Below are 26,727 nucleotides of genomic sequence, written 5' to 3'. Positions count from 1 at the left end.
CTCACCCCCTTTTAGCCACTTTCCCCCCGATAACAGGGATATGCACGTTCGAACGCCTGGGAGATCGTTCGCGCGAACGGCCGTCACGGAGGTCCAGGGCGACCGGTCCCGCGAGCCGGAAAAGCGCGTGCCCCAGGTCCTCAGCCTCTACCGCCCGCCCGTGACTGGTGCGACCATCGAGAGCGTGAAGATCATCATCAAGATCCTTATCGTCGCGGGCGCGCTGTGGGCGGCGACACAACTGATCCCGGGCATCACCGTCTCCGGGGCGACCTCCACGCGCACCGCCGGCACGCTCGTGGCCGTCGCCCTGATTTTCGGCATCGTCAACGCGGTGCTCAAGCCGATCATCAAGACCTTCGGCTGCGCCTTCTACGTGCTCACGCTCGGACTGTTCGCCCTGGTGGTGAACGCCCTGCTCCTGCTGCTGACCAGCTGGATCGCCGAGCAGCTCGACCTGCCCTTCCACGTGGACGGCTTCTGGGCCGCCTTCCTCGGCGCCATCCTCGTCGGCGTGATCACCTGGATCCTGGACATGGTGCTGGGCCTGAACGAAGACTGAGCCCGGCGTCAGCCGAGGCCGAGGTCGGCGACCGAGCCGCGTTCGCGTAGTTCGGGCTCCTGGATGATCCTGCGCCTGCGGTTGCGGCCGTCCGCCGCCGCGACGACCAGGCGGACGGCCGCGCGGACGATGCCGCCGATGTCCCAGTTGACGGTGGTGAGGCCGGGAGTGAGCAGCCCCGACATCGGATGGTCGTCGTAACCCATGACCGAGATGTCCTCGGGGATGGACAGCCCCAGCTCGGCCGCCGCCGCGTACACGCCGTAGGCGATGGAGTCGGAGAAGCAGAAGGCCGCGCTCGGCCGCGCGTCGTCCGCCAGGAGCTCACGGGCGGCCGCGGTCGTGGCGGCCAGCCCGTGCGGCGCGGTCGTCACCTCGATGTCGAGCTTCAGGCGTTCGGCCTCGGCGGTCACGTGGACGTCGGCCGGCCGGTCGGGGGTGCTCGGCCGCGTGGGGGTCAGGACGGCGATGCGGCCGTGGCCTTTGTTGCGGAGGTACTCAAGGGCCAGCGTGACCCCGTTGCGGTTGTCGAAGACGACCTCGCCCGCCGTGCGCGCGTCGAGCAGCGCGTCGCCGATGGCGACCACCGGGAGGCCGTCGGCGAGCTGCGCCCAGAACGGCGCCGCCGGGTCGACCGGCTGCACGATCAGCCCGTCCACGCGCTGGTCGCGGAGCTGGAGCGCCAGCGCGCGCTCGCGGGCCGGGTCGCCGGCGGCGTCCAGGATCAGCGCGTAGCGGTCCTTGTCGCGCAGGGCCCGCCCGAGCCCGACGGCGAGCGACTGCTGCCACAGGTCCTCCAGCGAGCCGCACAGCACGCCGATCATGCCGGTGCGGCCGCTGGCCAGGGCCCGCGCGATCGGGTCGGCCTCGTATCCGAGCTCGGCGGCCGCCTGGCGCACCCGCTCGATGGTCTCCTCGGAGACCTGCATGCCTCGCAGCGCGTAGGAGACGGCCGCCGGCGACAGTCCGGTCGCCTGCGCGACCTCGCGGATCGTCGCCCGCTTGCGCGGCTGGGAACGCGGCATCTCGCCAGCTTATGCCGAACCCGCGCGACGGGTGGGGTCCGGAACGTTCCCCCTCGTCTCGCAGCATGGACCCGCTGTTGACGGAGGCCGAGGTGAAGCGTTTCACTGAAACGTATCAGTGAATCGATTCAGCGCAATTCCCGAGAAGAAGCCTATAAAGCGAGTAGGTAATATAGGGTGAGCTGGTCGGCGAGGAGGTGACATGGGGATCGACGTGCACCAGCACATCTGGACGGCCGGGTTCGTGGAGGCGCTGCGCCGGCGGGCCACGCCGCCGTTCCTGTCGGGCTGGACGCTGCACCTCGACGGCGAGGCGCCGTACGAGGTGAACCCCCGCGACCACGACCTCCGCCACCGGCTCGGCTTCAACCGCGACCACGGCATCGACCTGGCGCTGGTGTCGCTGTCCAGCCCGCTCGGCGTCGAGCACCTGCCGCCCGGCGACGCCTGGCCGCTGCTCGACGCCTACCACGAGGGGGCGCTGAGCCTGCCGCCGTCATTCCGGGCCTGGGCCTCCGCCTGCGTCAGCGCGGTCGACCCCGCGCGCACCGCAGAGGCGCTGGACCGCGGCTTCGCCGGGCTCCAGCTCCCCGCGACCGCCCTGCTGGACGCCGAGGGCCTCGCCCGCGTCGCGCCGCTGCTCGACCTGCTCCACGACCGCGACCTGCCGCTGTTCGTCCATCCGGGCCCGGCGGGCGCCGCCGAGGGGCCCGCGTGGTGGCCGGCGCTGGTGCCCTACGTCCAGCAGATGCACGCCGCCTGGTACGCCTTCCGCACGTTCGGCCGGCCGCGGCACCCGCGCCTGCGGGTCTGCTTCGCGCTGCTCGCCGGCCTGGCCCCGCTGCACGTGGAGCGCCTCATCGCCCGGGGCGGCTCGGCGCGCGGCTCGGTCGACCCCGACGCCTACCTCGAGACCTCCTCCTACGGCCACCAGGCCATCGACGCGATCACCCGGGTGGTCGGCGTCGAGGTCGTGGTGCTCGGCTCGGACGCCCCCTACGCCGAGCCCGCCCGCACGCTGCTCGGCGAGGCCATCGAGCAGCAGATATCCCTCACCAACCCCACGCGCCTGCTCTCTCTGGAAGGAGCCGTGCACCGATGACCTGGGAGTCATTGCCCGACCGATACCTGGACAAGCGCGAACTGCGCGATCTCGTCGAAGACCTCGCGGCGCGTCCCGAGGTGTGGGCGCCGCACGTCGCCTTCGGCGACAGCGGAGAGGCGCGCCACTACGCCTCCCTCCACCGCGACTCCTTCGTGGACGTCTGGGTCATCTGCTGGCGGCCCGAGGACGACACGGGCTGGCACGACCACGACGTCTCCTCCGGCGCCGTCCGAGTGGTCGCGGGCACGCTGAAGGAGTCCAACCCGCGCATCGGGGGCGAGCCGCTGGAGACGCTGGTCTCCGAAGGCGAGGCGCTGTCGTTCGGGCCCGAGCACATCCACCGGATCAACGGCCACGCGCCCGCCACCGTGTCGATCCACGCCTACTCTCCCCCGCTGTGGCGCCTCGGTCAGTACTCCATCAGCGACGACGGCGTCATGCGCCGCGCCTCGGTGAGCTACGCGGACGAGCTGCGCCCGGCGGACGCGGAGGCGCTGGTCTGACCGGCGCCGCCTGCCAGGGGCGCCCGGCCACGGGCCCCCCTTCACCGGAGGCCTGAGCAGAGGGTCCGCCTTCACCGGCCGCCCGGGCGTAGAGGGCTCCCCCGCCGGACGCCTGAGCATTGGGCGCTTCCTCGTCGGGCGTCTCAGCGGGGGAGCCTGCTGTGCCGCTCGCCCCGTGCACGAGGCCGGCGCCGCGGACGACCTCGTCGCGGACCTGCCGGGCGACGCCCGGGTCGTCGCTGAACACCCCGTCGACGCCGAGCCCGTACAGCGTCCGGAGCCAGCCGGTCACATCGCCGTGCGCGCTCGCGTACCCGGGCGCCGCCGGGTCGCCCAGGCGGAACGGGGCGGGAAGGTAGGCGTTCTCCGGCCGGACCGTCCAGACGTGGATGTCCAGATTGTGCCGGTGGGCGTCGGCGACCAGCGGGGTGGGGGCGCCCAGCCGGCCGTGGCGGTCGACCGGCCGCACCAGATCGGTGGGGACGCCGACGGCGTCGGCGTAGGTGGCGATCTCGGCCAGCCCTCCAGGGGTGGCCAGGTCGCGGTAGGTGCGCCGGTCGCCCCTGGTCACCAGGTCGCGGGGCGCGCCGGCCGCCTCCAGGAGCTGGACCAGCCGCAGCCGCGTCCGGTGGCGCAGCGCCCGCAGGTTCGCGGTCTCGAACGACTCGATCCACACCGGGTCGGCCCGCTCGCGCCAGCCGTAGCGGCCGAGCGTCGCGAGCAGCGGCCCTTCCAGGGGCAGCCCGATGGAGGCGAAGTAGCCGGGGTGCTTGGTCTCGGCGTAGACGCCGACGCCCGACCGCTTCGCGAGCGCCACGATCTCCTCGAAGGTGGCGACGGGCGCGAGGCCGTCGAAGGCGGCGCTGCCCGGCCGCAGGGCCGGCAGCCGTTCGACGGCGCGCAGGGTGCGCAGCTCGGCGAGGGTGAAGTCCTCGGTGAACCAGCCGGTGAGCGTGCGTCCGTCGATCACCTTGGTCGTCCTGCGCGCGGCGAACTCGGGGTGGCGGGCGACGTCGGTGGTCTGGGAGATCTCGTTCTCGTGCCGGGCGACCAGCACATGGTCCTTGGTGGACACCAGGTCGGGCTCCAGGAAGTCCGCGCCCATGGCGATGGCCATCCGGTAGGACGGCAGGGTGTGCTCGGGCCGGTACGCGCAGGCGCCCCGGTGCGCGATGACGACCGGGTACGACCGCGACCCCTCGCGCGACGCCGGCCGTGGGGCGGCCACAGCGACGGAGGCGAGGGAGGACATGTCGGACGAGGCGCCGGCGGAGGCGGTGGAGGCGGTGCCGCCCGGCAGCGGGGACAGCAGAGACAGCAGGGCCGGCAGGCCCGCCAGCGCGCCGGCCGCAGGCCATCGAACGCAGGTCACGCTCGATGTTAGGCCTGGTCAGAGGATTTCCCTCGCGCATGACACGCGCACCGCGGTGGGCGGAGGACGACGACTATGGAGGATCACCAGCGACCGTGCTCCGTTATCGGTAATCATCTGCACAGAACAGCGATCATCCCGACATTTCAGAAAGACGGGTGCCGTCCCGCGCCGGGTCCGGCGACGGACGGGCGGGCCGCACCGATATCGGAGGCATGCATGCACGGATCGTCCCTCCCCCGCCGCGCCTTACTCAAGGGCGTGGGCCTTGGCGCCCTCGCCGCGGCCGGCGCCGCCTGCGGCGCGCCCGGCGAGGAGATCCGGACCGACAGCGGAAAGATCGTGATCGGCTTCGTCAGCCCCCGGTCGGGGGCGCTCGCCGGCTTCGCCTCCGGAGACGACTTCGTCGTGGACCGCGTCCGCCAGACCCCGCCCTACGCCAACGGGTTCACCGTCGGCGGCCGCAGGTACGACGTGGAGATCGTGGTGAAGGACAGCGTGTCCGACCCCCGGCTGGCCGCGCGGGCGGCCGGTGAGCTCATCGCGCACCACCGGGCCGACATGGTCCTCACCAGCTCCGCCCCCGAGACGACCAACCCGGTGGCGTCGGTGTGCGAGGCCCAGGGCATCCCCTGCGTCGCGACCGTCGTCCCCTGGGAGGCCTGGTACTTCTCCCGCCAGGCCGACGCCGCCCACCCCCGCCCCTTCACGTACACGACGATGTTCTTCCTCGGCGTCGACCAGTTCGGCGGGTGCTTCGTCCCGATGTGGAACCGGGTCCCCACCAACAAGGTGGTGGCCGGCATGTTCCCCGACGACGCCGACGGCAACGCCTTCCGGCGCGCCTGGCCGGCGATCATCGAGAAGGCGGGATACACCTGGGTGGACGGCGGAGCCTACAACGACGGCCGCGACTTCGCCCGGATGATCGCCAAGTTCCGGCGGGAGCGGTGCGAGATCTTCATCAACGCCCCGCTGACCCCCGACTTCAACCGCATGTGGCGGCAGGCGGCGAGCGAGGGGTTCCGTCCCCGGCTGGCCACGGTGGCCAAGGTCCTGCTGTTCCCCTCCGACACGCTGCCCCTGGGCGGCCTGGTGGACAACATCGCCACCGACTCCTGGTGGGGCCCCTACATGCCGAACACCTCCTCGCTGGACGGCGAGAGCGCCAAGAGCCTCGCCGAGGCCTACCAGTCGGCCAGCGGCCGGCAGTGGCTGCAGACCCTCGGCTCGGTCTACTCGCTGTTCGAGATCGCCCACCAGGCGTTCACGAAGGTCGACTCGCCGCGGGACCGCCAGGCCGTCGCCGCGCGGCTCAGGACGCTGAACTACTCCGGCATGTCCGGCGTGCTGGACTTCTCCCGTGGGCCGGTGCCGGGCGTCGCCGTCCAGCAGCCCGTGGGGGTGCAGTGGAAGAGGGGCGTCGGACGGTTCCCCTACGAGATGATGGTCGTGGACAACAGCCTCAACCCGGCCGTCCCCCTCGGCGCCGACCTGGCCCCGACGAATCCGTGAGCGGCGCGGGCGGGCGCCCCGCCAGCACGCCCGAGACCAGTTGCAGCCCGCACGCCGCCAGCCCGACGGCCAGCGGCACCGTCCAGCCGCCCGAGAGCTGGTGCAGCAGCCCGATCAGGAAGGGGCCGAGCGCGGCGAGCAGGTAGCCCGACGACTGGGCCACGGCCGACAGCGCGGTCACCGAGGCCGGGTCGGGCGCCCGCAGCGCGATGATCAGCAGCGCGAGCGCGATCGACGCTCCCTGCCCCACCCCAAGAATGATCATCCACAGCCACGGCACCGTGGCCGGCCAGAACAGCACGCCCACGTACCCGGCGGCCGTCAGCAGCGCGGCGGCCACGATGTGCGGCGCCTGCGACCGGGCCCGGCCGGCGTGCGAGGGCACCGTCAGGGTGGCGGCGAGCTGTGCGAGGTTGGTCAGGGCGAGCAGGTAGCCGGCCTGGTCCGCCGGCAACCCGGAGTCGCGGAAGATCGTCGGCAGCCAGGCGAGCAGGATGTAGAAGGTCAGCGACTGCACGCCCATGAAGGTCATGACGTACCAGGTCACGCGGCTGCGCAGCAGCGCGGCGTACGGCCGGTGCCCGGCGCCGGCGCGCCCGCCGCGCGCGAGCCGGCCGAACGCCTGCGGCGCCCACAGCAGTGCCGCCGCCAGCGCCAGGACGGCCACCGAGCAGGCCGCCACGCGCCAGCCGTACCGCTGCTCGATCGGCACCATCAGCGCCGAGGCCGACGCGGCGCCGGTCACCAGGCCCGAGACGTAGACGCCGGTGAACAGGCCGACGCGGTCGGGGAAGTGCTGCTTGACCACCCCGGGCATCACCACGTTCATGATCGCGATGGCGGTGCCGGCGATGGCGGACCCGGCGTAGAGGGTCACGACGCCGCCGAGTCCGCGCACGAGGGTGCCCGCGGCCAGGATGAGCAGCCCGATGAGCAGCGTGCGGTCGAGCCCGGCCCTGGCCGCCAGGGCGGGGGCGACCGGAGCCAGCAGGCCGAGGCAGACCACCATGACCGTGGTGATCCCCCCGCCGGCGGCCGGGGTCAGGCCGAGGTCGGCCATGATCTCGCTCAGCAGCGGCGAGACGCCGGCGAGCGCGGGCCGCAGGTTCAGCGCGGCCAGGACGAAACCCGCCACCAGCAGCACACCCGCCGCCGGACGCCCGCTCCCGGCCGGCGGGGCGGGCGTCCGCTCGCGTTCTCCTGGTCCGCGACCGGGCGTCGAAGCGGACTCGGACCCCCGACCGCGTTCCTGTCCGGAACCGGGGGGCGAGGTGGACTCCGGCGTCCCCTCGCCTTCTTGTCCGGCGTCGGGGCCGACCGGGGTGGGGTCCGGCGTCCGCTCGCGTTCTGGTCCGGGGCCGGGGGCGGCCGGGGGCTTCATAGACCCCGGAGCCTATCGGTGGCCATCAGAACGGATAGCGCGCGATGTCGCCCTGCATGGTCACCCACTGGGTGTCGGTGAACGCCTCGATGTTCGCCCGGGTGCCACCGAACCGCGACCCGGTCCCGGAGGATCCGACGCCGCCGAACGGCGCCACCGCCTCGTCGTCCACGGTCTGGTCGTTGATGTGGACGATGCCCGTGGGGATGAGGTCGGCGAGCGCCAGACCCTTCATCGCGTCGCGGGTAAGGATGCCGAGCGACAGCCCGTACTCGCTGTCCCCTGCCAGCGACGCCGCCTCCTCCAGGGAGGAGAACGGCATCACCGGAGCGACCGGGCCGAAGACCTCCTCGGCGTACGCGGGCGCGGACGTCGTCAGGTCGGTCAGCACGGTCGGGCGGTAGAACAGCTCCTCGTAGGTGCCGCCGGCCGCGAGGCGGGCCCCGCTGTCGAGGCTGCCGGTGACCAGCGCGTGGACCTTGTCCCGCTGCCGCCGGTCGATGAGCGGGCCGAGGGCGACCTGCTGGGTGGCCGGGTCGCCGACCGGCATGTGGTCGGCCTTGGCGGCGAGCCGCTCGACGTACTCGTCCTTGACCGAGGCGTGGACCAGGTGCCGTCCCGCGGTCATGCAGATCTGCCCCTGGTGGAAGAACGAGCCCCACGCGCCGGCCGAGACGGCCAGGTCCACGTCGGCGTCGTCGAGGACGATGAGCGCGGAGTTGCCGCCGAGCTCCAGGTGGACGCGCTTGAGGTGCCGCGCGGCCAGCTCGCCGACCTTGCGTCCGGCCGCCGTCGAGCCGGTGAACGACACGACGCGGACGCGCGGGTCGGTGACCAGCGCCTCGCCGGCGTCCACGCCGCCGGGCAGCATGTGCAGCAGGCCCGCCGGCAGTCCGGCCTCCTCGAAGACGCGGGCGATGGCGACGCCGCCGCAGACGGCGGTGCGCGGGTCGGGTTTGAACACCACGGCGTTACCGAGCGCGAGCGCCGGGGCGACCGACCGGATGCCGAGGATCAGCGGCGCGTTGAACGGCGCGATCACCCCCACCACGCCCACCGGCACGCGCCGGGCCAGGCTGAGGCGCTGCTTCGCGGTCGGCAGGATCTCGCCGGGCGGCTGGGAGGCCAGTGCGGCGGCCTCGTAGCACTCCTGCGCGGCGACGTGGGTCTCGAAGGCGGCCTTGCCGGGGATGGAGCCGGACTCGCGGACGAGCCAGTGCTGGATGTCGGCGGCGTGGTCCTCGAACAGCCGGCCGGCCCTGCGCAGGACGGCCGCGCGCTCCTCGAAGGAGGCGGCGGCCCACGCGCGCTGGGCCCGCGCGGCCTGCCCTGCCGCCGTCGCGATGTCGGCGGGACCGGCGATCCCGGCGCGGCCGATCTCCTTGCCGGTGGCGGGCTCGATCACCGCCGCGTCGCCGGCCTGGGAGCCCGTCCAGCCGCTGCCGCCGTAGACCGATCCGGACCAGATCTTCGGGTCGAGGAATTCCATGGTCAACGCCTTTCCGTGGTGCTCTGTCGCTGAGCCGGCACCGCCGCCCGCCGCAGGCGCTCCAAGGGGCCGTCAACGTTCGTTCGCCCTGCGAACATGGATTCCGCAGAACGAACGTGTCAGTGCAAGCTATCCCTGCGACCAAACCGCGTCAATGTCCGAAAACACCCGTCGCCACCGCACTTTCGGTCGCTACGCAGGAGATGCTCGCCGTAAGCGCGGAACATGCGTTCGGCACCCGAACGACGAACCACGAACGACCACGGACACCCCTGCCCCGCCGCCCGGCGCACCCCGGCACCCGCCACCGCGCACCCCGGCACCCGCCACCGCGCACCTCGGCACCCGCCACCGCGCACCTCGCCCACGGCCACCCGCACCACCATCGGCCCCGCACACCGTCGCCGCATCCCCTGCGGCCGCCCCGACATCCGCTGGTATGAGCGGCCGCGCGTACGCCTGCTGGTATAACGGTCACCGCGAGAGGGGACCTGACCATGGCGGAGGAGTACGTCCAGTCGCTGGCCCGCGGGCTCGCGGTCATCCGGGCCTTCGACGCCGCGCATCCGGAGCTCACGCTGAGCGAAGTGGCCCGTTCCACCGGCCTCACCCGCGCGGCGGCGCGCCGGTTCCTGCTCACGCTGGTCGAGCTCGGGTACGTCCGCACCGACGGCCGGCTGTTCGCGCTGTCCCCCCGCGTGCTGGAGCTCGGGTACGCCTACCTGTCCGGCCTGTCGCTGCCCGAGGTCGCCCTCCCCCACCTGGAACGGCTGGTCGCCGAGGTCCACGAGTCCGCCTCGGTCTCGGTGCTCGACGACGGCGACATCGTGTACGTGGCCCGGGTCCCGACCACGCGCATCATGCGGGTGACCATCAGCATCGGCACGCGCTTCCCCGCACACTGCACCTCGATGGGACGGGTTCTGCTCGCCTGGCTGCCGCCCGCCGACCTCGACGCCTACTTCGCCTCCGCCGACCTCGAACGGCGCACCTCCCGCACGATCACCTCCCGCGACGCGCTGGCCGCCGAACTCGAACGGGTGCGGGCCCAGGGGTGGGCCATGGTCGACCAGGAGCTGGAGGAGGGCCTGCGCTCGATCGCCGCGCCCATCCGCGACCGCGCGGGCCAGGTCGTCGCGGCCGTGAACCTCTCCTCGCACGCCAGCCGCACCACCGTGGAGTCCGCCCGCCGCGACCTGCTTCCCCCGTTGCTCGCCACCGCCGCCCGCGTCGAGGCCGACCTGCACACCACCACCGGCCCCCACCCCTCGGCCCTTTGAACCTCCCACATCCCGGCACCATCGGACCCCGGCGGCGACGTCACTTCGGGGTCTGACGCCCCGGTCAGAGCTCGTGACAACGTTGTCACATCGCGCTCCGATACGGAATGATGCGGAGCGTGGCAGAGACCAGGCGCGGGCGGCCCACGATGAACGACGTCGCGGCCACGGCAGGCGTCGCGCTCAAGACGGTGTCCCGCGTGGTCAACAACGAGCCGGGCGTCAACGCGGCGACCGCCGAACGGGTGCGCCAGGCCATCGAGCTGCTCGGTTACCGCCGCAACGACGGCGCCCGGGTGCTCCGGCGAGGGCGCACGGCCAGCATCGGTCTCATCATCGAGGACGTCGCCGACCCGTTCTACTCTGGCCTGAGCCGCGCCGTGGAGGACGTCGCGCTGCGCAACGGCTCCCTGGTCTTCACCGGCTCCTCGGGCGAGGACCCGCAACGCGAGCGCGCACTGGTGCTGGCCTTCTGCGCCCGCCGCGTCGACGGGCTGGTCATCGTGCCGGCGGGGTACGACCACGGCTACCTCGCCCCCGAGCTGGCCGCGGGCATCCGCGCCGTCTTCGCCGACCGTCCCCCCGGCCCCGCCGTCGAGGTGGACACCGTGCTGTGCGACAACGAGGGAGGCGCGAGGACGGGCGTGGCCCACCTCATCGCGCACGGCCACCGCCGCATCGCCTTCCTCGGCGACCAGCCCGCCATCTTCACCGCCCAGGAACGGCTGCGCGGCTACCGCGAGGCGCTGGAGGCCGCCGGCCTGCCCTACGACCCGGCGCTGGTCTCCATGGGCGTTCCCGAGCAGACCCGGGTGACCGCGGCCCTGGCCGGCGCGCTGGCGCTCGACCACCCGCCGACCGCCCTGTTCACCGGAAACGGCCAGCTCACCGTGGCCGTCCTACGCGCCCTGGCCACCCTGTTCGCCGCCCCATCCGGCCTCCACCGCGACGTCACCCACCCCGGCGAAGGCCGGCACAGCGGAGGGCAGCACGGCGGAGGGCAGCACGGCGGAGGGACTCCGCGTCCGGCCATCGTGGGCTTCGACGACTTTCAGCTCGCCGACCTGCTGACACCCGCGATCACCGTGGTGGCCCAAGACCCGATCGGCCTCGGCCGTACGGCCGCCGAGCTGCTGTTCCGCCGCCTGGCCGGCGAGAACGGCCCGGTCGAGCGTATCCGGCTCCCTACCCGCCTCATCTCCCGAGGTTCAGGCGAACTTCCGCCCCCCTGACTCCGTACACCCGGCCTTGCCCAAGGCCTCGGTGAAGTCGTCAGGTGCCGCCGAGCAGAGCCGGCGGGCGCACACTGCCGCACCGTGATGTCGAGGACCATCGCGATCGTCTCAGCCCGGAAGTTTGCCACGAAGAAATTCTTGTCTCAGACTTTCTTGAGTCATACGATCTCGGCATGCCATCTCTCGCCAAGCCCGCCACCTGGACGCGACCTCTGCCCGAGGCTCACCCACCCGCAGACATGGCCGTCTACCACCTGCCCACCGGCACGTACGAGACCCGGGCGGCCCTCGCCTTCCGCGGCGGATCGTTCCGCGACAAGCGCCACTTCGCCGCGTCCGCGGTCCTGGTGCGGCACCCGGAAGGGGATCTGCTGATCGACGCGGGCTTCGGCGCGGACGTGGCGGCACACGTCGCGATGCTTCCCCGGTTCGTGCGCGCTCCCTATCAGGTGGGCCGGACGGTCAGCGAGCAGCTCGACGCCGCCGGCTACGACCGCGGCAGACTGCTGGGCGTGCTGCTGACCCACTCGCACTGGGACCACGCGAGCGGCCTCGACAGCCTGCGAGGCACGCCGGTCTGGATGAACGCGAACGAGCGGCGGTACGCCGCCGAGGACCCGGACGGGAAGGTCTACCGCCACGTGTCGCCGGGGCACGAGATACACGAGTACGGGTTCGACGGCCGGTCCTACTTCGGATTCCCGTCGAGCTACGACGTGTACGGTGACGGCTCGGTGGTCATCGTTCTCGCGGGAGGCCACACGACCGGCTCGGTGATCGTATTCGTGACCGTGCCGTCCGGCGAGCGGTACGCCTTCATCGGCGATCTGACCTGGCAGATCGACGGCATCCGCCGGCGGGTCGAACGGCCGTGGCTGCTGAGCAGACTCGCCGACAGCGATCCCGACCAGCTGCGCCAGGACCTGCTCCGCATGATCGCCCTGGACGGCCTGATGCGGATCGTCCCCGCGCATGACCTCGGCTGCTACGACGGCATCCCTCTGCTGACACCCGAGGCCGCGGCGCGGTCCCGTTGAAGACGTACGGTTCTTGGATGCGAAGCCTGCCGTCGTCGGCGACCGAGGTCGTCGGCCCGAGCCCCTCCGTCCAATCCGAGATCACCTGGCTGCTGCACCGGGCGGCTCAGCGCATGCGCGGCGCGACCGGTGAAGTGGCCGAGCAGCACGGGCTCTCGCTGCGCGACTACATCGTGCTGAGCGCCCTCGATAAGGCCCCCGGGCTCACCCAGGGCGAACTCGGCAAATCCCTCGGGCTGGACAAGACCACCTTGATGAGCCAGCTGGATCGGCTCGAACGCAGGGGCCTCATCGTGCGCCACAGCGACGCCCGCGACCGCCGCCTTCGCATCCCCGTGATCACTGACGACGGCGAGGCCGTGCGCTCGAAAGTGGCCGAGGCCTGCGCCGCCGTCGAGGCCTCAGTCCTGGACGGCTTCGGCCAGGACCAGGTCCAGGCCCTGCGTCACATGCTTCTCACGATCGTCGGCGACACCGAGGGCCGCGGATCGTGCCTATGACTCCCCCAAGGACCCCTACCGTCTGCTCGAATGGGACGGACACGAAGATGCCAAGCGATTCACCACCGAACGGACGCGATTCAAATCGCGCTTGTTGGCGCTGACGTTCCAACTCGGCGGGAACGAGTCACGGTCCGCATAGGACCCGTTACTTCCCAGCGCCCCCGCCGGCCTCCTGTACGCCTTGCCATTGCGGACTACAACCCCATCACGTACCCCTGGAGTCCGAAGGTCAAGCCCCCCAGCGACGTCGTCCACTCCGCGAGAATCGCGATACACAAGATGCGACGGCCGATCCTCGGCACAATACTTTATGGGGCGGCTGAAGGAGTCACTGCACATGGGAAACGTCCGCACGGCTCTGGTATGCATCGCACTGATCGCGACATCAGGCTCTGCGGACGTCAATCAGGGAAGACCTCCGCTCAGATGGCTCGGCGAAGGAGGCAGCATCATTGGCGAAGGTATGCACACGAGCACACCCGGGCGACCTTATTTATATGGAGGTCTCCGCCTGTGCCTGGACCGGCCTGGACCGATCACAGTGAGAAATGTGCGCCTAGAGAACCCGCGAGGGGGGATACGGCTCGAAGATTTCGCGCTCCTCCCCCACGACGGCTCGTCGAACGACGATTCCTTTGGAAACGGCGGAGATCCCGCGACCCTCCGGCACATGGGCCTGTCCGAAGGCAACCGTCAAGTCACCCAGACGTGTTCGTCCGGGCATTCATCGGTACAGCCACGAACCGAACTGGTGCTACAGCTCTCCCACCAGACCGGCGACGCCAGTGGTTACAGCTCAGCCTTCCTCGTCGACTATGTCTCCAATCGACGCGACCGGACTCTGCGGATCGCCATGGCGTACTCCTTCTGCGGCCACAATAACGATCTACCCGTTTCATGCCCGGACTGATCGAATGCAAGTCGGAGGCGTCCGGTCGGCCATCGTGGGCTTCGACGACTTCGGGCTCGCCGACCTGTTGAACCCGGCGATCACGGTGGTGGCCCAGGACCCGGCCGGCCTCGGCCGCACCGCCGCTGAACTATTGTTCCGGCGCCTCACCGGCGAGACCGGCCCGGTCGAACGCATCCGCCTCCCCACCCTCATCCCCCGAGGCTCCGGCGAACTCCCCCCACTAGCATGACCTCGCTTACCGGGACTTGATCCCGGCGAGGAACACTCGCCACTCCTCAGGGTTCACCACGACAATCGGCCCCCCGGCCACTTTGCCGTCCCGGACCGCCACCCGCCCGACCAGGCCAGCCACTTCCACGCATTGTCCGCCGCTCGAACCGGATCGTGATGACTTCTGCCATACAGCCGCGTTCAACTCCATCTGGCCACGACCCCGGCAAGGAACACCCGCCACTCCTCGGCGGTCACCACCACGACCGGCCCCCCGGCGACTTTGCTGTCTCGAACCCCCATCGTCCCGATCGGCCCTGTAGCGACCTCTACGCACGACCCTCCATCCGACCCGGATTTCGATGACTTCCGCCACACCACCGTGCTCCAGTCCATCTCTTCAGCTCCCTTTTGATGATCCCCAAGCTCATGTACTGGGGAAGCGCCTCCACCCGCAAGGCGTCGTACCGAGTGGTGATCGATCGCACTATGTCAGGTTCGTCGGTCACCTTGCCCTGTATAGAAGACTCCGCCCATACGGTTGTCCAGTCTCCAGGAAGCTCGGTTATGACGAAGGCGCTCAACAGCCCGCACGTCGATGAGGCCGAATAGGGCAGTATCTGAATGCTCACCTTCGGACGCTCGGCCAGCTCCAGCAGATAGGCCAACTGCTCGCGCATCACCTTCGGGCCGCCGATAGGGCGGCGCAGCACCCCTTCATCGATGATCGCCCAAAGATGGGGAGGCTCAGACTTCGACAGCACGGTCTGGCGCTGCAGTCGTGTGGCGAGGCGTTGTTCCAGCACTTCGGCAGTGATCCCCGGCTCCCCGGCCAGCACGTGACGCGCGTAGCCCTCGGTCTGCATGAGACCGAAGAAGAGAAGCGGATCCCACGTCCGCAGGGCCGTCGCCTCTTGTTCGGCTTGCAGGCCATGGCGGAACCACAGAGGAGCGGCGTCCTTCCATCTGTAGGCCATGAGCCACAACCCCATGAGGACGCCGTCGAGTTGGAAGATCTCATCACATCGCCGAGCGAACGCCTTCTCCGGCTTACGCGCCGCCCGCTCCACCATTCCCACCATGCTGGTCGAGAACATGACCTTGTCCGCCAGTTGCCTCTGGGTGAGATTTGCCGCCAATCGCTGCCGCCGCACTTCATAGCCAAAACGGGCCAATAGCGAACTTTCTGGGTTCAGCTCGACCGGCAGCGGCATGATCTTGCCTCCTTACGACGTGGCACCCACGACGCACCAGATCGTGTGTTCAAAGTGCAATCGATTGAATGCACACGGTAATCAAACCCGGCCAATCCTGGAGGAGGAATCGGCAGATGGCACAGGGAGTCCCACAAGGCGTGAGGGAGTCCACGTGTCACCTCGACGGCGAAACGAGGTTCATCATGGTCGCGGACGACGTACCCGAATCGTGGGGATCACTGGATCTGGTGGGGACGGAGGCTTCCGTGCCGGTGGCGCGGGCGTTCGTGCAGGCGACGCTGGGAGACGGACATCCCGCCCTGGACGATGTCACCCTGCTGGCGTCGGAACTGGCAACGAACGCCATCGTTCACTCCGACTCGCGGCATGGCGGGTTCATCGGTATCACGCTGGCACAGCGAGATCAGACAGTCCGACTGACGGTCAGGGACGCGGGAGCAGACACCACGCCCAGGGTCTCCGAGGACCTCTCTGGCGAGGGTGGGCGGGGGCTGTTCCTGGTGGAGCAGATCTCGCAGCGCTGGGGAGTGGACGAGGACGCCGACGGGCGGGCCGTCTGGTGCGAGGTCAAGTTCTGACACCGGCCGCACCTTCGTGGGGGGGCGTCGAGGGTCAGGCTCGCGTCGAAGGGGCGGTGGGTCAGCGGGTGGACTCGGCTTGGATGAGCATGCGTTTAAGGAGGGCGATCAGGGTGTCCTGCTCGGCCTGGGTCAGGGGGTGGACCATGCCGTCCTCGGCGGTGCCGCGCAGTTCCATGGCGGCGTACCACCGGGCGTGCCCCTGCTCGGTGAGCTCGACGTCGACGCGCCTGCGGTCCTCGACGCCGCGCAGCCTGCGGACCAGGCCGGCGTTTTCCAGGGTCGCGAGGCGCCCGGTCATGCCGGCCGGCGAGACCATCAGCTCGGTGGCCAGCTCGGACGGCGTCGCCCGCCAGGGCTCGCCCCGGGCCACGAGGCGGTGCAGGGTCTCGAACTCGAACCCCTGAAGGCCGACCTCGGCCAGCGCGCGGTCCTTGGCGTGCGCGACGTGGCGTCCCAGGAGCTGGATGCGCGTGATGATCGCCTCGACCCGTTCGTCGAACGGCGCCTTGTCGCGCCACCGCGCCAGATGCCGATCGACGGAGTCCTCCATCCCGTAAGTATGCTACGCCGACAAGTATTTCGTTGACAAAAGATTAGCTAGCGAAATATGTTCTCGGCCCATGAGCTCACCTGTGCGCCGCCTGCTCGTCGGGCGGACGATCGCGGCCCTGGCGACCGCGCTGATCCCGACGACGCTGACCCTCGCGGTCGTCCGCGCCACCGGCTCCGCCGGCGACCTCGGGCTCGTCCTCGCCTGCGAGATGATCCCGATGCTGCTCATGCTCCCGGTCGCCGGGGTGGTCGCCGACCGCTTCCCTCCGCAGCGGGTCGTCCTCGCGGCCGACCTGGTGCGCGGCGCGGCACAGCTCGGCGTCGCGGCGGAACTGCTCGCGGGCGTGGTCCGCATCCCCGACATCGCGGTGCTGTCGGCGATCACCGGCGCGGGCCTGGCCCTCGGGACGCCCGCGGTGCGGACGCTGGTGGCGGCCGTGGTGGCCGATCAGGAGCGGCTGCGCGTGAACGCGCGCATCGGCGTGGCCCAGGGGCTCGCCCAGGTGGTGGCTCCCGCCACGGCCGGCGCGCTCGTCCTCGCTCTCGGCCCGGGCTGGTCCTCGCTGCTCACCGGCGGGCTGTTCGCCGTCTCCGCGCTGACGCTCGGCGGGCTGCGCCCCGCCCGCGCCGTCCGGCGGGGCCCGCGCGGGTCGTTCCTCGCCGACCTGCGCGAAGGATGGGTGGAGACCCGCCGGCACCCGTGGTTCCTGGCCAGCGTGCTCGGCCACGGAGTATGGCACCTGGCCGCCGGTTTCCTGCTGACGCTCGGCCCGCTGATCGCCGTGCGCGATCTCGGCGGTGAGGCCTCGTGGGTGCTGATCACCCAGCTCGGCACCGTCGGCCTGCTGGTGGGCGTCTACGCCGCGCCCCGGCTGCCGGTCCGCCGCCCGCTCGCGGCCGTCGCGGTCGGCGCCGCCGCCTACGCGCTCCCCCTGGCGGCCTTCGGCCCGCCGATGCCGCTGGCGGTGGTCGCCGGAGCCTACTGCGTCGCCATGTTCGGCCTCGGCGTGCTGACCCCCCTCTGGGAGACGTCGTTGCAGCAGCGCATCCCGGAGGAGGCCCTGGGCCGCGTGGGAGCGTTCGACGGGCTCATCTCCTTCGCCGCCCGGCCACTCGGCCTGGCCGTCGCCGCGCCGGTCGCGGCCGTGACCGGCACGGCGGCGCCGCTGGTCGCCGGGGCGGTCCTGGTCGCCGCGGCCAATCTGGCCGTGCTCGCGCTGCCGGACGTGCGCCGAGCGCCCGCCGAGGCGACGGCGGAGTTGACTTCACCTTGAGTTGAAGTTCGAGACTGCCCCTCGGACGACGGTCGTCCCATGAGAGGGAGTGGCGGCATGCGCGCTGTAAGAGTGGAGCGGTTCGGCGGCCCCGAGGTGCTGGTGGCGGCGGAGGTGCCCGATCCGGTGGCGGAGCCGGGACAGGTCGTGATCGACGTCGCGGCGGCCGACACCCTGTTCGTCGAGACGCAGATCCGCTCCGGGACGGCCCGGCAGTGGTTCGCGATCGAGCCGCCGTACGTGCCGGGCGGGGCGGTGGCCGGGCGGGTGAGCGCCACGGGCCAGGGCGTGGACGCCGCCTGGGCCGGCCGGACGGTCGCGGCCTGCACCCCGGACTCCCAGGGCGGGTACGCCGAGCGGGTGGCCGTCCCGGCGGAGGCGCTGCTCGCCGTCCCGGACGGCCTGGACCCCATGTGGGCGGCGGCCCTCATGCACGACGGCGTGACGGGGCTCGCGGTCCTCGACGCGGCCGAGGTCAAGCCGGGTGATCGGGTGCTGATCACGGCGGCTGCCGGCGGCATGGGCATCCTGCTCGTCCAGCTCGCGCGGGCGGCCGGGGCGCGGGTGACCGCGGCGGCGCGCGGGGAGCGCAAACTGGACCTCGCCCAGCGGATGGGCGCCGACGTCGTCGTCGACTACACCGAGCCCGGCTGGGCCGAGCACGTCCGGGAGGTGACCGGCGGCGGCCCCGACGTGGTGTTCGACGGCGCGGGCGGCCGGATCGGGCAGGCGGCGTTCGCGATCGCCGCCCCGGGCGCCCGCTTCTCGGCGCACGGCGCGGCCGGCGGCGGCTTCAGCGCGATCGATCCGGCGGAGGCGGGCCGGCGCCAGATCACCGTTCGCGGCATCCAGGACGTGCAGCTCGGTCTTGCCGAGCGGAACCGGCTGGCCGAGCGGGCCATGGCCGAGGCGGCGGCGGGCCGGCTGGAACCGGTCATCGGCCGCACCTTCCCCCTCGTCCGGGCCGCCGAGGCGCACGCGGCGATCGAGGCGCGCGAGGTCCCCGGCAAGGCTTTGCTGCTGCCCTGAGGTTCACGAGAGCGGCTTTTCCCACCGGTGGCCTGAGGTTCACGATGAGGTTGCCCAAGGGGGCGGTGGCGGGTCTTCCCGTCGGGCGGCGCCGGGGCGGGCGGAGTACCGTGACAGGTGACGCGAGGAAAAGGGGGCTCGCGATGTCCGACTTCGAGGAAGTCACCAGCCGGATGGTCGACGCGATCAACAAGCACGACCTCGGCGCGCTGACCCGCTGCTACACCGAGGACGCGTTCTACATGTCGCCCAGCGGCAAGGGCGAGGGCCGCGACGAGATCGGGTCCTTCTGGGCCCTTTTCCTGGACGCCTTCCCCGATCTCCAGCTGACCCCGTGGAACAAGCTGCTCTGCGGTGACTGCGTGATCATGGAATGGATCCTCACCGGGACTCACAACGGGCCGTTCCTCATGCCCGACGGCGAGGTGATCGAAGCCACCGGGCGGGGAGTGACCATCCGCGGGTGCAGTACGCGGGCCTTCCGGAACGGCCTGATCACCATGCACTGCATCTACTACGACCAGCTGGAACTTCTCACCTGTCTCGGCGCCCGGCTCAGCCTCTCCCAACCTCGATGACCGCGGCCCCACCCTCACCGGCCTGGACGGGCGGGGCGGCGTCCGCGGGTTGATCGGACCGTGCGGGCCGTGAGGACCCCGCGGTCCGTCCGGGTCCTGAAGGCTCCACGGGTCGTCCGGGCCCTGAAGGCTCCACGGGTCGTCCGGGTTCCGCGGACCGTGCCGGCTCTGCGTGCTCGGGGCGGAGGTGGCGAGCGAGGGCGAGGGCCGCGAGGACGGCGGCGCCGCCGATGACCGCGATGGCGAGGTGCGCGGGGAGCAGCGAGGCGATCGCGCCCGCCAGCGCGGCGCCGAGGCCCTGCGTGGTCATCTGGCCGGAGGTGAACAGGCCGAACGCCTGGCCGAGGGCGTCCGGCGGCGCGGCGTCCACGAACCGGCGCTGGAGCCCCAGGTTGTAGGCCAGGCACGCCCCGGTCAGCACGCCGAGCGCCAGGCACCACGGAAGCGAGGGCCGCGCGGCGAAGGCGGCCAGCGGCACCCCCGAGGCCACGGCGAGCGGGAAGGAGAGCCGTTCGCGCATGGCCGGCGCGGCGAACCTGCCGACGACGAGGTCTCCGAGCGCCATCCCGACCGCGAACGCCGCGAGCACGAACCCCGCCTGGGACGGGGCGCCTCGCTCGTTGAGATAGGGGACCACGAGGGCTTCGGCGCCGGCCACGAACATCACCGGGATCCAGTTGCACAGCATCAGCGCGCGGACACGCCGGTCGGCCAGCAGCCGGCGGTTGACCCGCAGCGACGCCCGCACCGCGTTCCCCCCGGCCGCCCCCAGGTCCCGCCTTGCGTGCCCTGCCCCGTGCCGTCCGCGACCGGCCTCCGCCCCGCCGCCACCGACCCCCGCCCCGCCGCCACTGATCTCCGTGCTCTCCGCCGACGGCCGATCCAGAACGCTTCCCGTACCGCTCGCCGCGGTCTCGGCCCTGCTCGGCGACGAGGGGACGGCGGTGGGGACGGCCGCGCGGGGCGGGTGGTCGGGCAGGCCCAGCCGCAGAAGGACGGCGCCCGCCCCGGACAGCGCGGCGGTGATCAGCAGGGCTCCCCCGGGGCCGGCCAGGGACAGGACGGCGCCCCCGGCGGCCAGGCCGCCGATCTGCGCGCCGGCGGAGGTGATCGTGAGCACCGAGCGGCCGAGGACGTAGGAGTCCCCGGGGAGCAACTCCGGGAGCGTGGCGGTGCGCGCGGCGCCGAACACCGGGTTGAGCGTCCCGGTGACCACGACCAGCAGCAGCATCGCCCACACGGGCATCCCGCCGGAGGCCAGGGCCAGGCAGACCGCGACACGGACCAGTTCGCCCGCGATCATGAGCCGCCGGGGACGCATCCGGTCGGCCAGCGAGAGCAGGAACGTCCCGCCGAGCACGTACGGCAGGAACCCGCTCATGTAGGCGAGCGCCGACAGACCGGCCGAACCGGTCCGTCCGTACACCAGCGCGGCGAACGCCAGCATCTTGACCGTGTCGCCCGCCACCAGCAACGCGAAGCTCCCGAAGAGCACGCGGAATTCCGGCACGGCGAACACCTGGCCGAACGTCGCCCGTCGCGTGTGGTCTGTCCCGGTCACCGCCACCTCCCGCCACGATGCTGCGGCCTCCGCCAGCCCATGGCTAAGGTTTCGGAAATAACCGAAAGGTCATCGAACGGGCGTGGGAGGGGGACGTGACGTGGGGAGGGTGATCCGGGTCGAGGTCAGTCCGCAGGATGTGATGACCAGTCGGTTCGCGGTCTCGCGGCTGATCGAGACCATGCACGCCCTGTGGCTGCTGTCCGGCCGGTACGAGGCGGGGGTGCACCGGCCGTGGGTGGAACGGCACCGGCCTGCCTACGAGCGGCTGCTGGCGCGACTGCCCGCGCTCGGAGCGCTGGTCCCGCTGTTCCGGCGGGGCGAGTACAACGCCGACTTCATCGCCCCGCCCCCGGCCGGGGTGAACGTCGCCTTCGACGACGAGCTGGCGGTGATGCGGGCCACGCCCCTCGCCCAAGCGCGCGAGGAGATCGCGAGGAACCTGCACGGCGGCCCTGCGCCCTCCCCCGAGGCGCTGGCCGTCCTCGACCGGCCCGACATCGTCCAGTTGCTGGCCGACGTGCTGCGGGCCACGTGGGAGGAGATCCTCGCGCCCGGCTGGCCGCGCTTCCAGGCGATCCTCGAACGCGACGTCGCCTACCGCGCGGGGCGCCTGGCCGCCTACGGGTGGGCGGCGGCGCTCGACGACCTCGACCCGCGGGTGCGTTGGTGCGCCGCCGACGGCCCGGGCCACATCGCGGTGCGGATGGAGGCCGCGGGGAAGGACGAGCGGCACCGGCTCGGCGGCCGGGGGCTGCTGCTGGTCCCCACCGTCTTCGGACCGGGGGTGGGTGCGTACCTGGAGGACGCCTGGCCGTACGCGCTGGTCTACCAGGCCCGGGGCATCGCGGCGGAGCACGCTGCGCCGCGGGGGCTCACCCGGCTCATCGGCGCCACCCGGACGGCGATCCTGCTGCGGTTGCCCGCCACCACGACGCAGCTCGCCGCCCTGCTCGACATGAGCGTCGGCGGGACCGGCGACCATGTGGCGGCGCTCCGCGAGGCCGGTCTGATCACCGGCACGCGGGTGGGCCGCTCGGTGCTGTACCACCGCACCCCGCTGGGCGACGCGCTGTCCGAAGGCGCCTGACCGGCCCCCGTCCCGCGGCCCCGTCCCCCGGCGTCCGTCCCCCGGCGTCCGTCCCCCGCCGTCCGCCGTCCGGGAGCGGGTCAGCGGATCGCGCCGAGTACGGCCCAGCGGCCGGATCGGAGACGGGCCAGCTGGGTGGTCATCCGGATCAGCAGGAAGAGCGACAACCCCGACCAGATCCCGACCAGCCCCCAGCCGAGGCTCAGCGACGCCCACACCACCGGCAGGAACCCCAGCGCCGCCGCGCACAGCGTCGCGGTGCGCATGTACGCCGCGTCGCCGGCGCCCAGCAGCACGCCGTCCAGGGCGAACACGACGCCGCCGACCGGTTGCAGCGCGACGAAGAACCACCACGCGCGCGGCATCTCCGCCAGCACGGCCGCGTCGGCGGTGAACACGTGGGGCAGGGTGCCGGCCAGAGCGGCGAACACGACGCCGAGCACCGTCCCGAAGAGGAGCCCGCAGCCGGCCACCTGCCAGGCCAGCCGGCGCGCCCGCTCTCCGTCCCGCGCGCCGAGCGCGGCTCCGACCAGCGCCTGCGCGGCGATGGCCAGCGCGTCGAGCACGAAGGCCAGGAACATCCACAGTTGGAACACCACCTGGTGGGCGCCGACCGCCGCCGTGGAGATGTGCGCGGCCACCGCGGTGGCGGACACCCAGCACGCCTGGAAGGCCAGCCCGAGCAGCACCAGGTCGCGGGCCATGCCGAGCTGGGCGCGCATCGCGGCGGGCACCGGCGCGAGCGGCACGCCCTCGCTCACCAGCGCCCGCACGAACAGGCTCGCGGAGATGAGCTGCGCGACCACGTTGGCGACGGCCGAGCCGTCGAGCCCCCAGCCGAGCCCGTGCACCAGCACCGGGCACAGCACCGCGGAGATCGCGTTGCCCGTCAGGACGTAGCGCAGCGGACGCCGCATGTCCTGCACGCCGCGCATCCAGCCGTTTCCGGCCATGGTGACCAGGATCATCGGGGCGCCGAACAGGGCGATGCGCAGCCAGCTCACCGCGGCCTCGGCCACCTGGTCGTCACCGGTGAGCAGACGGGCGATCGGCCCGGCGAGCAGTTGCCCGGCCACGACCAGCGCCAGCCCGGTGATCGCGCCGAGCCACGTCGCCTGCACGCCCATGGCAACGGCGTCGGCCCGGCGGCCCGCGCCGTGCAGCCGGGCCGCGCGCGCGGTCGTGCCGAACGACAGGAACGTCATCTGGGTGGCGATCTGCGCCAGCACGATCGCGCCGACCGAGAGTCCCGCGAGCGGCACCGCGCCGAGATGGCCGACCACGGCCGTGTCGACGAGCAGATAGAGCGGCTCCGCGGCCAGGACGCCGAGGGCGGGCAAGGCCAGCCTGATCAGCTGCCGCAGCGTGGACCCGGCCGGATCGGCATGCGCGGTCATGCGCCCTCCGGTAAGGATCGGCACCGGCTCTCGCCACTTACACGCCGACCCTATCCGTAAGGGTCTTCAAGCGGCAATGCCACTTACACCGCGTCAGCCCTTCAGGGCGCCGGCCATGAGGCCGCGCATGAAGAAGCGGCCGAGCAGCACGTAGACCACCATCGTCGGGATCGAGGCGAGGATGGCGGCGGCCATCTGCTGGCTGTAGGGGACGGTCTGCGCGCCGGCGATGTTGTTCAGCATCACGGTCGTCGGCCAGGACGTCGGCCCGGTGAGGAACACCGCGAACAGGAAGTCGTTCCACATCGAGGTGAACTGCCAGATGATCACCACGGCGACCGCGGGCCCGGAGACGGGGATCACGATCGACCAGAAGGTGCGCAGCATCCCCGCGCCGTCGACCCTGGCCGCCTCCATGAGCTCGTCCGGGATCGTCACGTAGTAGTTGCGGAAGATCAGCGTGCAGATCGGGATGCCGTAGACGACGTGGGCCAGCACGAGCCCGGGGATGCCCCCGTACACCCCCAGATCCACCATGAGCTGGACCAGCGGGATCATCACCCCCTGGTACGGGATGAACATGCCGAACAGGAACAGCGTGAACACCACGTCGGCGCCCGGGAAGCGCCACTTGGACAGGACGAACCCGTTCATCGCCCCGAGCGCGGCCGAGATGAGCGACCCGGGGACCGCCAGCAGGAAGCTGTTGGCGATGCCCGGCTTGAGCTTCTCCCAGGCCACCTGCCACGCCTCGGTCGTCCAGACCTTCGGCAGGCTCCACGCCTGGCTCGGATCGGCCTCGGTCAGCGGCTTGAAGCTGGTGACCAGCAGGACGTAGATCGGGATCAGGAAGACCAGGACGAAGATGAGCAGCAGCGCGAACCGCAGGTACAGCGGCCAGCGGGCCCGGCGGGCCGCCGGCGGCGCCTGGTGCCGGGTCTTGGACGGGGCCGCGACGGCCGTGCTCATGAGCGCTTCTCCCTGCGGGCGTTCCAGACGAGGTAGGGCACGACGAAGACCGCGACGGTCAGGACGATGTAGGCGGCGATCGTGGCGCCCTTGGCCGGGTCGTGGGCGTCGAAGACGGCGACCCACATGAAGACGGCGGGCACGTCGGTGATGATCTGCTTGCCGGACACCGACACGATCAGGTCGAAGACCTTGAGCGAGATGTGCCCGAGGATGATCAGGGCGGACAGGGTGACCGGCCGCAGGAACGGGAAGACGATGTAGCGGTAGACCTGCCACTCCTTGCAGCCGTCCACCCGCGCGGCCTCGCGCAGTTCGTCCGGCACACCGCGGAACCCGGCCAAGAACAATGCCATGACATATCCGGACATCTGCCAGACGGCGGGGATGGCCATCGCCGCCATCCCCCAGTCCTGGCCCCGGAACCACTCGTTCTGCAGGAACCCCAGCCCGACGGCGTCGAACAGCCGGTTCAGCCCCACCGCCTGCGCGTCCTGGCCGCTGTTCATCAGCCAGCGCCACACCACGCCCGTGGCGACGAACGAGATGGCCATCGGGAACAGGTAGATGGCGCGGAAGCCGCCCTCACCCCTGATCCCCTTCTCCATCAGGAACGCCAGGAGCCAGCCGAGCGCCAGGGCGCCGCCCACGAACACGACGGTGAACACGATGGCGTGCCTGACCGAGATGCCCCAGCGTTCCTGGTCCCACAACGAGACGAAGTTCGTCAGGCCCACGAACTTCCCGGCGGAGATCTCGTCGTGCCGGTCGGTCATGGCCAGCTTGAAGTTCCAGCCGAGCATTCCGTACACGAAGACCGCTATCGCGATGATCGACGGCGTGACCAGGAGCAGACCCGGCAGCCATCTGCGGACGCGCGACACACTTACCCCCAGCGAAGGCCCGCGCCCGCCGCGCCTGAAGAGCGACGCGGGCGCGAGCCGTAAGAGATCAACTCACTGATTGTTGGTCTTGGCGGCCTCGACCAGGGCCTGCTGCAGCTTGGCCGGGTCCTTGCTCTGCAGGAACAGGCCGACCGCCTCGGTGATGGCCGTCTTCCAGGCGTCGTTGGCGACCACGCCGTGCTGGATGGAGCCGGCCAGCTTGTCGTTCGCCCACTGGCCGAGGTCCCACTCCAGGTAGTCCTGGTAGAGGCTCTTGTCGGCGTCCTTGCGGGCCGGGATGGAGCCCTTCTTGGGGTTGAAGGCGTCCTGGCCCTCCTTGCTCGCCGCGACCTTGAGCCAGGCGAGGGCGCCGTCCTTGTTCGGCGCGCCCTTCGGCAGGGTGAAGCTGTCCGACAGCCACATGAACGTGCCGTCCGTGCCCGGCGAGGCGGCCCAGTCGAAGTCCTCCTTGGACTTCTTGCCCAGGCCTCCGTCCGGCGCGTTGTGGAAGTAGCCGTAGGCCCAGTCGCCCATGATGTTGAACGCGGCGGCGCCGTCGGCGACCTGCTTGGCGGCGGGCTGCCAGTCGTCCTGCGGCGGACCGGCGTAGGACAGGATCGTCTTGAAGTCGGTGAGCGCCTTGGTGACGTTCGGGCCCGACCAGTCGGCGCCCTTGGCCCACAGCCCGTTGTAGCCGTCGGTGCCCAGCGAGCCGAGCAGCACGCTCTCCATCAGGTGGACGACGGTCCACTCCGAGCCGATGGACAGCGGGATCTTGCCGGTCTTCTTGACGGCCTCGAGGTCGGCGATGAACTCCTCGATGGTCTTGGGCGCGGCCGAGATGCCCGCGTCCTTCAGCACCTTGGGGTTGGACCACAGAACGTTCGAGCGGTGGATGTTGACCGGGACCGAGTAGACGTTGCCCTCGTAGGTGATCTGGTCCACGAGCTGCTGCGGGAAGACGTCCTTGAGCTTGAGCTCGTCGTAGAGGGAGTTCAGCGGCTCCAGCTTGCCGGCCTTGATGTAGCCCTGCAGCTCGGCGCCCGCGTGTCCCTGGAAGGTGTCCGGCGGCTGGTTGGCCTGCAGCTTGCTGGACAGCAGCGCCCGGGCCTTGTCGCCCGAGCCGCCGGCCACGGCGGCGTCGAAGAACGACAGGTTCGGGTTCTGCCTCTGGAAGATCTCGCGCATGGCCTTCAGGCCGTCGGCCTCACCGGGGCCCGTCCACCAGGAGAAGACCTCTACCTGCTTGTTCGCGGTCTTCCCATCGGCGCCGGTGCCCTTCTCGTCACCACCGCCGCCACAGGCGGCGAGGGACAGGAGGCCTGCCACGGTCACCGCGACGGCCGACATCCAGCGTCGTCGCATTGCTCTGGTCCCTTCACGGTTCGAGGAGCTGTCGCACGTAAGCCCGCCCCCGTGTACCAGGCCCAAGGTGACAACGTTGTCAGTACGCAATCAACCCATC

Annotated in this window: 27 protein-coding genes; 14 read left to right on the top strand and 13 right to left on the bottom strand. The window is 71.4% G+C overall.

The window, feature by feature from the left end:
• Positions 1-184 precede the first annotated feature (184 nt).
• Positions 185-562: a phage holin family protein gene (locus tag ABZT47_RS34970; RefSeq protein ID WP_354851958.1), complete on the top strand. Its 378-nt coding sequence runs from the start codon at positions 185-187 to the stop codon at positions 560-562.
• 8 nt (positions 563-570) lie between these two features.
• On the opposite strand, the gene ABZT47_RS34965 is transcribed toward ABZT47_RS34970, so the two are convergent.
• Positions 571-1,587 (bottom strand): LacI family DNA-binding transcriptional regulator, encoded by a 1,017-nt coding sequence (locus ABZT47_RS34965; RefSeq protein ID WP_354851956.1) that lies wholly within the window; start codon positions 1,585-1,587, stop codon positions 571-573.
• Between the two features lie 202 nt (positions 1,588-1,789).
• Here ABZT47_RS34965 and ABZT47_RS34960 point away from each other — a divergent pair, with 202 nt between their 5' ends.
• Both ABZT47_RS34960 and ABZT47_RS34955 read left to right on the top strand, forming a co-directional pair.
• Positions 1,790-2,689 carry an amidohydrolase gene (locus ABZT47_RS34960; RefSeq protein WP_354851954.1) on the top strand — a complete coding sequence of 300 codons (900 nt, stop codon included), beginning with the start codon at positions 1,790-1,792 and terminating at the stop codon, positions 2,687-2,689.
• A complete protein-coding gene (locus ABZT47_RS34955; protein ID WP_354851953.1) occupies positions 2,686-3,195 on the top strand; it encodes a cysteine dioxygenase family protein in 510 nt (169 codons plus the stop codon). Before ABZT47_RS34960 ends, ABZT47_RS34955 begins: the two co-directional genes overlap by 4 nt.
• Here ABZT47_RS34955 and ABZT47_RS34950 read toward each other — a convergent pair.
• Positions 3,128-4,567: a glycerophosphodiester phosphodiesterase gene (locus ABZT47_RS34950; RefSeq protein ID WP_354851951.1), complete on the bottom strand. Its 1,440-nt coding sequence runs from the start codon at positions 4,565-4,567 to the stop codon at positions 3,128-3,130. The genes ABZT47_RS34955 and ABZT47_RS34950 overlap by 68 nt on opposite strands.
• Positions 4,568-4,786: 219 nt before the next feature.
• Between ABZT47_RS34950 and ABZT47_RS34945 the strand changes: the two genes are divergently transcribed.
• The gene (locus ABZT47_RS34945; RefSeq protein WP_354851949.1) at positions 4,787-6,082 is read left to right on the top strand and encodes an ABC transporter substrate-binding protein; all 1,296 of its coding nucleotides are present in this window, start codon (positions 4,787-4,789) and stop codon (positions 6,080-6,082) included.
• Here ABZT47_RS34945 and ABZT47_RS34940 read toward each other — a convergent pair.
• Positions 6,033-7,217 carry an MFS transporter gene (locus tag ABZT47_RS34940; protein ID WP_354851947.1) on the bottom strand — a complete coding sequence of 395 codons (1,185 nt, stop codon included), beginning with the start codon at positions 7,215-7,217 and terminating at the stop codon, positions 6,033-6,035. The genes ABZT47_RS34945 and ABZT47_RS34940 overlap by 50 nt on opposite strands.
• A 271-nt stretch (positions 7,218-7,488) precedes the next feature.
• The gene (locus ABZT47_RS34935; RefSeq protein WP_354851945.1) at positions 7,489-8,952 is read right to left on the bottom strand and encodes a benzaldehyde dehydrogenase; all 1,464 of its coding nucleotides are present in this window, start codon (positions 8,950-8,952) and stop codon (positions 7,489-7,491) included.
• Between the two features lie 497 nt (positions 8,953-9,449).
• Here ABZT47_RS34935 and ABZT47_RS34930 point away from each other — a divergent pair, with 497 nt between their 5' ends.
• The 5 genes from ABZT47_RS34930 to ABZT47_RS34910 all read left to right on the top strand — a co-directional run bounded on the left by ABZT47_RS34930 (position 9,450) and on the right by ABZT47_RS34910 (position 14,149).
• Positions 9,450-10,232 (top strand): IclR family transcriptional regulator, encoded by a 783-nt coding sequence (locus tag ABZT47_RS34930; RefSeq protein WP_354851943.1) that lies wholly within the window; start codon positions 9,450-9,452, stop codon positions 10,230-10,232.
• Between the two features lie 110 nt (positions 10,233-10,342).
• Positions 10,343-11,464, top strand: coding sequence for a LacI family DNA-binding transcriptional regulator (locus ABZT47_RS34925; protein WP_354851941.1), 1,122 nt, complete (start codon positions 10,343-10,345; stop codon positions 11,462-11,464).
• 176 nt (positions 11,465-11,640) lie between these two features.
• Complete coding sequence (locus tag ABZT47_RS34920; protein WP_354851939.1) at positions 11,641-12,504, top strand: MBL fold metallo-hydrolase; 864 nt, start codon at positions 11,641-11,643, stop codon at positions 12,502-12,504.
• 17 nt (positions 12,505-12,521) lie between these two features.
• Positions 12,522-13,004, top strand: a complete 483-nt coding sequence (locus tag ABZT47_RS34915; RefSeq protein ID WP_354851937.1) for a MarR family transcriptional regulator — start codon at positions 12,522-12,524, stop codon at positions 13,002-13,004.
• A 917-nt stretch (positions 13,005-13,921) separates the two neighbouring features.
• Positions 13,922-14,149 carry a substrate-binding domain-containing protein gene (locus ABZT47_RS34910; RefSeq protein WP_354851935.1) on the top strand — a complete coding sequence of 76 codons (228 nt, stop codon included), beginning with the start codon at positions 13,922-13,924 and terminating at the stop codon, positions 14,147-14,149.
• A 6-nt stretch (positions 14,150-14,155) separates the two neighbouring features.
• Here the strand turns inward: ABZT47_RS34910 and ABZT47_RS34905 are convergent, their stop codons facing one another.
• From ABZT47_RS34905 to ABZT47_RS34895, 3 genes are read right to left on the bottom strand one after another with little or no spacing between them, the layout of a single operon-like run.
• Complete coding sequence (locus ABZT47_RS34905; protein WP_354851933.1) at positions 14,156-14,341, bottom strand: DUF397 domain-containing protein; 186 nt, start codon at positions 14,339-14,341, stop codon at positions 14,156-14,158.
• Positions 14,332-14,526: a DUF397 domain-containing protein gene (locus tag ABZT47_RS34900; protein WP_354851931.1), complete on the bottom strand. Its 195-nt coding sequence runs from the start codon at positions 14,524-14,526 to the stop codon at positions 14,332-14,334. The genes ABZT47_RS34905 and ABZT47_RS34900 overlap by 10 nt, the downstream gene beginning before the upstream one ends.
• Entirely contained in the window at positions 14,460-15,344 is an 885-nt protein-coding gene (locus tag ABZT47_RS34895) for a helix-turn-helix transcriptional regulator (RefSeq protein ID WP_354851929.1), read from the bottom strand. The genes ABZT47_RS34900 and ABZT47_RS34895 overlap by 67 nt, the downstream gene beginning before the upstream one ends.
• A 140-nt stretch (positions 15,345-15,484) precedes the next feature.
• On the opposite strand from ABZT47_RS34895, the gene ABZT47_RS34890 reads away from it, so the two are divergent.
• Complete coding sequence (locus tag ABZT47_RS34890; RefSeq protein WP_354851928.1) at positions 15,485-15,925, top strand: ATP-binding protein; 441 nt, start codon at positions 15,485-15,487, stop codon at positions 15,923-15,925.
• Between the two features lie 61 nt (positions 15,926-15,986).
• Here ABZT47_RS34890 and ABZT47_RS34885 read toward each other — a convergent pair whose 3' ends face one another.
• A complete protein-coding gene (locus ABZT47_RS34885; RefSeq protein WP_354851926.1) occupies positions 15,987-16,478 on the bottom strand; it encodes a MarR family transcriptional regulator in 492 nt (163 codons plus the stop codon).
• A 70-nt stretch (positions 16,479-16,548) separates the two neighbouring features.
• On the opposite strand from ABZT47_RS34885, the gene ABZT47_RS34880 reads away from it, so the two are divergent.
• From ABZT47_RS34880 to ABZT47_RS34870, 3 genes are all read left to right on the top strand, one after another.
• Positions 16,549-17,754 (top strand): MFS transporter, encoded by a 1,206-nt coding sequence (locus ABZT47_RS34880; protein ID WP_354851925.1) that lies wholly within the window; start codon positions 16,549-16,551, stop codon positions 17,752-17,754.
• Positions 17,755-17,811: 57 nt separating this feature from the next.
• Entirely contained in the window at positions 17,812-18,783 is a 972-nt protein-coding gene (locus ABZT47_RS34875; protein ID WP_354851923.1) for a zinc-binding dehydrogenase, read from the top strand.
• Between the two features lie 143 nt (positions 18,784-18,926).
• Entirely contained in the window at positions 18,927-19,361 is a 435-nt protein-coding gene (locus ABZT47_RS34870) for a nuclear transport factor 2 family protein (protein ID WP_354851921.1), read from the top strand.
• Here ABZT47_RS34870 and ABZT47_RS34865 read toward each other — a convergent pair.
• Complete coding sequence (locus ABZT47_RS34865; RefSeq protein WP_354851920.1) at positions 19,339-20,922, bottom strand: MFS transporter; 1,584 nt, start codon at positions 20,920-20,922, stop codon at positions 19,339-19,341. The two genes, ABZT47_RS34870 and ABZT47_RS34865, sit on opposite strands and share 23 nt — an antisense overlap.
• A 142-nt stretch (positions 20,923-21,064) precedes the next feature.
• On the opposite strand from ABZT47_RS34865, the gene ABZT47_RS34860 reads away from it, so the two are divergent.
• On the top strand, positions 21,065-22,012 hold the full coding sequence (locus tag ABZT47_RS34860; protein WP_354851918.1) for an ArsR family transcriptional regulator: 948 nt from the start codon (positions 21,065-21,067) through the stop codon (positions 22,010-22,012).
• A gap of 80 nt (positions 22,013-22,092) precedes the next feature.
• On the opposite strand, the gene ABZT47_RS34855 is transcribed toward ABZT47_RS34860, so the two are convergent.
• From ABZT47_RS34855 to ABZT47_RS34840, 4 genes are all read right to left on the bottom strand, one after another.
• A complete protein-coding gene (locus tag ABZT47_RS34855; RefSeq protein WP_354851917.1) occupies positions 22,093-23,409 on the bottom strand; it encodes an MATE family efflux transporter in 1,317 nt (438 codons plus the stop codon).
• Positions 23,410-23,502: 93 nt separating this feature from the next.
• Positions 23,503-24,378 (bottom strand): carbohydrate ABC transporter permease, encoded by an 876-nt coding sequence (locus ABZT47_RS34850; protein WP_354851915.1) that lies wholly within the window; start codon positions 24,376-24,378, stop codon positions 23,503-23,505.
• Positions 24,375-25,262, bottom strand: coding sequence for a sugar ABC transporter permease (locus ABZT47_RS34845; protein ID WP_354851913.1), 888 nt, complete (start codon positions 25,260-25,262; stop codon positions 24,375-24,377). The genes ABZT47_RS34850 and ABZT47_RS34845 overlap by 4 nt, the downstream gene beginning before the upstream one ends.
• Positions 25,263-25,334: 72 nt before the next feature.
• A complete protein-coding gene (locus tag ABZT47_RS34840; protein ID WP_354851911.1) occupies positions 25,335-26,627 on the bottom strand; it encodes an extracellular solute-binding protein in 1,293 nt (430 codons plus the stop codon).
• Positions 26,628-26,727 lie beyond the last annotated feature (100 nt).

It is taken from the genome of Sphaerisporangium sp. NPDC005289 (assembly GCF_040607455.1).
GTDB classification, from domain to species: Bacteria; Actinomycetota; Actinomycetes; order Streptosporangiales; family Streptosporangiaceae; genus Sphaerisporangium; species Sphaerisporangium rhizosphaerae.
The sequence above is the reverse complement of the archived record's forward strand: the minus strand, read 5'-3'. Positions and strand labels throughout refer to the sequence as shown.